General features: G+C 31.7%; 7 protein-coding genes. 6 read left to right on the top strand and 1 reads right to left on the bottom strand.

Annotation, left to right across the window (positions count from 1 at the left end; translation table 11 throughout):
• Nucleotides 1–141 precede the first annotated feature (141 nt).
• Both bioB and SOR77_RS03100 read left to right on the top strand, forming a co-directional pair.
• On the top strand, nucleotides 142–1,101 hold the full coding sequence (gene bioB / locus SOR77_RS03105) for a biotin synthase BioB (RefSeq protein WP_320635730.1): 960 nt from the start codon (nucleotides 142–144) through the stop codon (nucleotides 1,099–1,101).
• Between the two features lie 40 nt (nucleotides 1,102–1,141).
• Nucleotides 1,142–1,651: an adenine phosphoribosyltransferase gene (locus SOR77_RS03100; protein WP_320635729.1), complete on the top strand. Its 510-nt coding sequence runs from the start codon at nucleotides 1,142–1,144 to the stop codon at nucleotides 1,649–1,651.
• Nucleotides 1,652–1,761: 110 nt separating this feature from the next.
• Here SOR77_RS03100 and SOR77_RS10220 read toward each other — a convergent pair whose 3' ends face one another.
• Nucleotides 1,762–1,908 (bottom strand): transposase family protein, encoded by a 147-nt coding sequence (locus SOR77_RS10220; protein WP_414153382.1) that lies wholly within the window; start codon nucleotides 1,906–1,908, stop codon nucleotides 1,762–1,764.
• A 372-nt stretch (nucleotides 1,909–2,280) separates the two neighbouring features.
• Here SOR77_RS10220 and cysK point away from each other — a divergent pair, with 372 nt between their 5' ends.
• The 4 genes from cysK to SOR77_RS03080 form a co-directional block, all read left to right on the top strand.
• Nucleotides 2,281–3,171 carry a cysteine synthase A gene (gene cysK, locus SOR77_RS03095; protein WP_320635728.1) on the top strand — a complete coding sequence of 297 codons (891 nt, stop codon included), beginning with the start codon at nucleotides 2,281–2,283 and terminating at the stop codon, nucleotides 3,169–3,171.
• Nucleotides 3,164–3,685, top strand: coding sequence for a serine O-acetyltransferase EpsC (gene epsC, locus SOR77_RS03090; protein WP_320635727.1), 522 nt, complete (start codon nucleotides 3,164–3,166; stop codon nucleotides 3,683–3,685). Before cysK ends, epsC begins: the two co-directional genes overlap by 8 nt.
• Nucleotides 3,686–3,976: 291 nt before the next feature.
• The gene (locus tag SOR77_RS03085; RefSeq protein ID WP_320635726.1) at nucleotides 3,977–4,552 is read left to right on the top strand and encodes a manganese efflux pump; all 576 of its coding nucleotides are present in this window, start codon (nucleotides 3,977–3,979) and stop codon (nucleotides 4,550–4,552) included.
• 15 nt (nucleotides 4,553–4,567) lie between these two features.
• On the top strand, nucleotides 4,568–5,401 hold an 834-nt coding region (locus tag SOR77_RS03080; protein WP_320635725.1), incomplete at its 3' end, for a radical SAM protein.

Genomic DNA, 5,401 nt, shown 5'->3' with positions numbered 1-5,401 from the left:
GTTACTTGTAAAAATTGTAAAACAAAATTTAACGCTAGAACATAGTTAACAATATTTATACAATAAAAACAATAGTAAACTTAAGCATATAAATAATTGACATTACATCCATAAAACTGTATTCTTTTATAGAGGTGTTTTATGGATATTTTTGAATTGAAGGATAAAGTCATAGCTGGTTATGATTTAACTAAAGAAGAGGCAATGTCTCTATACGAAGCGGATTATGAAGATTTAAAAAAATGTGCAAATGAAATTCGTGAACACTATTGTGGTACAAATTTTAATTTTTGCACTATTATAAATGCAAAGAGCGGAAAGTGTTCAGAAGATTGTAAATTCTGTGCTCAGTCAGGTCATTATGGACACAATTCAGATGAATATGGTCTTTTAAAGGAAGATGTAGTAGTTGCTGATGCTCAAAAACAAAAAGATGTTGGAATAGAAAGATATTCTTTGGTTACAAGTGGTAAGAGGTTGTCAGATGAAGAAGTTGACAGAGTGTGCGAGACAATTAAAAAAGTTAAGTCTGATGTAGGTGTTGAAGTTTGTGCTTCTTTCGGTCTTTTATCTAAAGATAATTACCAAAAACTATATGATGTAGGTGTCAGAAGAGTACATAACAATTTAGAATCATCAAGAGAATTTTTTGCAACGGTTTGTTCAACGCACAGTTTTGATGAAAAGATAGATGCTATAAAAGCTGCTCAAGAAGTTGGACTGGAAGTTTGTAGTGGAGGTATTATCGGTCTTGGAGAAACCAGAGAGGACCGTATCAATATGGCATTTGATTTGAAAGAGTTAAAGGTTGATTCTGTTCCTGTTAATATTTTAAACCCGATAAAGGGTACTCCTATGGGAGATAATGAACGTTTGACTCAGGAAGAGATAAATAGAACTATTGCTATTTATAGATTTATTTTAAAAGATGTATATATAAGACTTGCCGGCGGAAGAGCGCTGCTTAGTGATACCGGGAAAGAAAGCTTTATGAGTGGAGCGAATGCAAGTATTTCGGGTACATTATTGACAACCCAAGGGATGGATCCTAAGACAGATATAAAAATGATAAATGAGCTTGGATATAATGTTGTAGTATAAAACTATGATGTGCTATAATTCTTTTGAATGGAGGAGAATTATGGACCTTAGAGACAAAATAAGAGCACTTAAAGATTATCCAAGTGAAGGCATAATTTTTAGAGATATCACAACGTTACTTAAAGAGTCTGATGGATTTAAAGAGGCAATTGACCAAATAAGTGATTTGAGAAATGATGAAGTTGATGTTGTAGTTGGTATAGAAGCAAGAGGATTTATAGTTGGAGCACCTATAGCCTATAAAAAAGGTTGTGGATTTGTTCCTGTTAGAAAGCCTGGAAAGCTCCCTTCTGAAACTGTTTCAAAAGAATACTCCCTTGAATATGGAACTGATAAAATTGAAATGCACCAAGATGCAATCAAAGAAGGAACAAAAGTACTTATAGTCGATGACCTTTTAGCAACCGGCGGGACGTCAAAAGCTGCTATTGAACTCATTGAAAGCCTTGGCGGAGTGATAATCGGACTAGACTTTTTAATTGAACTAGAAGATCTTCCCGGAAGAGAAATTTTAAAAGGTTATGATGTAAGAAGCGTAATAAAATATTAAGACCCTATGTCAAATATTGGAGAGGCTCATTAATACGAGCCTCTCTTATTATGTAAAAATCAACACATAGCAGTTAAAATAGATCCTAAACCAAAATAAATCAAAAACCACTAAAAATAAGCATAGTAAACAAAACTCCTAGGAGTTTCCAAAAATTTTAGTATTTTTTTACCACAAATATGAGAATCCCTAATCTTTTGAACTCTATGATCATGAACCCAAATCCTTTTAGAACCACAATGAGGACAGATAGACATCTTAGAAACAAAAAGATGAACATGGACAAATTCATTATCCTCATTAAAACTATCAAAAACTACATCTTTAAAACCAAACAAATTCATAATATTATTATTTTGCACTTATATGCATCTCCTAAATTTGGTTTTACTTATTTTAAGTTTAGGACTAAATACATATAAGTGCAAATTTTTTATACAAAAACATCTGTTAGAGATTTACTCCCCAACAGATATTATAGAGCCAGTTTAAGACTCACTTTTTTTTAATATATCAAAAAAACAAAAATCATCAAATATATAAAAAAGATGAATAGTTATTTATAAAAAAATTCGGGTATATGAAGATAACATAGTCCTAAGACTATAGTAACTTGTGGAGGTATTGAGATGAAAAATATTTTAGATACAATAGGAAACACGAATTTAATAAGGCTAAATAATATAGGTAACGGAAATATATATGTAAAAGTTGAAAAACAAAATCCTGCAGGCTCAATTAAAGATAGGCCAGCTTATGAAATGATAAAGGGAGCAATTGCAGATGGAAATTTAAAAGAAGGTATGAAAATTGTAGAACCTACAAGTGGAAATACTGGAATAGCAATTGCAATGATAGGTAAGAACTTAGGGTATGAAGTTACAATAGTAATGCCGGCTTCTATGTCAATCGAAAGGCGAAAGCTCATGGCATCATATGGAGCGGAACTAATTTTAACTGGTGAAGGTGGAATGCAAGCTGCTGTAGATAGAGCGAAAGAGCTTGAAGCTACAGGAGAGTATTTTATGCCTAATCAATTTGAAAATAAATACAATGCAGTTGCTCACGAAAAGACAACAGGTCCTGAGATATATTCTGAAATACCAGAAGTCAAAGGTTTTATTGCAGGTATAGGGACTGGAGGGACTGTAACAGGAGTAGGAAGATATTTAAAATCTAAAGATGAAAATATCAAAATTTGGGGACTTGAACCGGAAGAATCTCCATTGTTGACTAAAAATGTTGCAGGAATTCATAAGATTCAAGGAATTGGGGCAAACTTTGTGCCAAAAGTTTTGGATAGAGAAATCTTAGATGACGTAGTTACTGTAAAAGGCTCTGAAGCAATGGAAATGGCAAGGAAATTGGCAAAAGAAGAGGGACTTTTAGTAGGCATTTCATCAGGTGCAAATGTTGTAGGTGCTTTGAAAATGTTAGAAAAATTAGAGGGGCCTATTGTCACAGTATTACCTGATACTGGAGAAAGATATATATCTACAGAGTTATTTGAATATGAGTAAATTTTTTAAAACATTAATAGAACACGGGGACTTCATATTAAAAGAAGACCCTGCTTGTAAAAGTAGATTTGAAGCGATATTTATGTATCCAATAGTAAAAGCTATGGTATACCATAGAATTGCACATCGCTTTTATAATAATGGAAATACTTTAATAGCAAGATGGATTTCTCAAAGGAGTAGAAAGAAAACTGGAATAGAAATACATCCTGGAGCTAAGATAGGCAAAAATTTATTTATAGACCATGCAATGGCAGTAGTAATAGGAGAGACAGCGGTTGTAGGAGATAATTGCCACTTTTACCACAACATCACTTTAGGTGGAACTGGAAATGAAAAAGAAGAAAAGAGACATCCTACAGTGGGAAACAACGTAACTATAGGAACCGGCGCGACAGTTTTAGGCTCTGTTACAATTGGGGATGGTGCTAAGATAGGAGCCGGAGCAATTGTGCTTATAGATGTTCCAGCTGGAAAGACCGCAGTTGGGTTGCCGGCAAAAGTTTTAGATTAAATAAATTTTAAAAAAGTATATAGTTAATAAAAGATTAATTAAAAAATCCTTTTGATAATATGAAATATAATTATCGAAGGGATTTTTGCGTTTGTGGCTCTATGTCAAATATTGAGGAGGCTCATTAGTCTGTTATTGTTTGTTTTATAATACAAGTTTTTAGATTTGTTTTTATAAAGCTACATATTTAAGTTTTTGTAGTATATAAGGCAATAAATTATGAAATTTGAATATTTAGTCCAAGAAAATTTAAAACTATAATAAATATAAAATATAAGAGGAAGTGATATAATGAATGGTTTCTTATATATAGTTATAGTTGGTGTTATACTATCAATTGATCTTATAATATCAACAATGACAGCCGCATCTCAGTTTGTAGAGAAAGATTTATGGAAGCTAATTGTTGTGGGTGTTATATTTGCAATCGGGCAGACAAATTCTCTACACTTGGGGAATAATATTTTGTCGAGAACTTTTTTCACCGGAGAGGTTTCTTTGACAAATGTATTACATATAGTTTCCAGCGTTTTATTCGTCCTTGTAGGACTATATCTTCTATACAGGTACTTTAAGTTAAAGAATAGTTATGAGAGCAGAATAGATAAGCTACCTATAAAATCTTTGGTGATAACAGGTATAATTACAATTACAATTGCTTTTATTTTGGGATTGTCCATAGCTTTTTTGGATGTGTTTATTACAAATAAAGTATTTTATATATTTCTTATAATCTCAATTTTAATTGCAACTGTTGGGAATATAGTTGGTTTTAGATATGGGCTATATTTTCAAAAACACTTTTCATTTATAGGTTTATTAATTTCAATTTTTGTAGCAATTTATATATTGTTTAATAGATTTTAAAGTAAGGGGGATATTATGAAAATTAAAACAACTGTAGAAAGGCAAGCATTTAGTCTATTGATTGATAAGTTTCTTAGTCAAGTAGATAGAGATGAACTTGATGCATCGACTATCTTAAAAATAATAAATTTTACTCAAAGTAATATAGGAGATAAGTTTGATGGTTCGGGAAAAGCTTTTGATTTAGCAAGAGAGATGTTAAAAAATCCGGAAAATAAATGGACAAAACTTATAATTAGTACACTAAAAAATACACATCCAAATGTCAGAAAGCAGATAATTATGAATTTAGGTTTTCAATCTATGATTATTGAAAATAAAGATTTACCAAAGAAGAAGTTGGAATTTGGTACTCAAATTCCATGGACAATACTGTTTGATCCAACTTCAGATTGTAATAAAAAATGTATCGGCTGTTGGGCTGCTAAATACGGACACAAATTAAATTTAACTTATGACATAATGAACAAGATAGTAACTCAGGGGAAAGAACTGGGAATATATTTCTATATGATGACAGGAGGGGAGCCTCTCATCAGGAAAGACGATATAATTAGACTTGCAGAAGAACATTCTGAATGTTATTTTAATATTTTCTCTAATGGTTCATTGATTGATGAGAAACTTTGTTCTGAATTACAGAGAGTTGGCAATATTACATTTTCTCTTTCTGTGGAGGGATTTGAATCGGATAATGACTTTAGACGTGGTATAGGTAATTTACTATTGAATGCTATGATTCAAGAATTACAATGTAAAGGAATCAAAGAGTTTTGTATGGATAGTGGATATTCCAATGCACAGAAAATATGGAGAAAAAGGTTTGGTGAACCTGAATATTTCCTAGAG

Source organism: Peptoniphilus sp., assembly GCF_034090345.1.
GTDB lineage: Bacteria > Bacillota > Clostridia > Tissierellales > Peptoniphilaceae > Peptoniphilus.
This window is presented reverse-complemented; position numbering and strand designations above follow the sequence as displayed.

Coding starts and splice junctions, on each gene's coding strand:
- SOR77_RS10220 (WP_414153382.1), bottom strand. CDS start 1,908: ATGTCTATCTGTCCTCATTGTGGTTCTAAAAGGATTTGGGTTCATGAT.
- SOR77_RS03085 (WP_320635726.1), top strand. CDS start 3,977: ATGAATGGTTTCTTATATATAGTTATAGTTGGTGTTATACTATCAATT.
- epsC (WP_320635727.1), top strand. CDS start 3,164: ATGAGTAAATTTTTTAAAACATTAATAGAACACGGGGACTTCATATTA.
- SOR77_RS03100 (WP_320635729.1), top strand. CDS start 1,142: ATGGACCTTAGAGACAAAATAAGAGCACTTAAAGATTATCCAAGTGAA.
- cysK (WP_320635728.1), top strand. CDS start 2,281: ATGAAAAATATTTTAGATACAATAGGAAACACGAATTTAATAAGGCTA.
- bioB (WP_320635730.1), top strand. CDS start 142: ATGGATATTTTTGAATTGAAGGATAAAGTCATAGCTGGTTATGATTTA.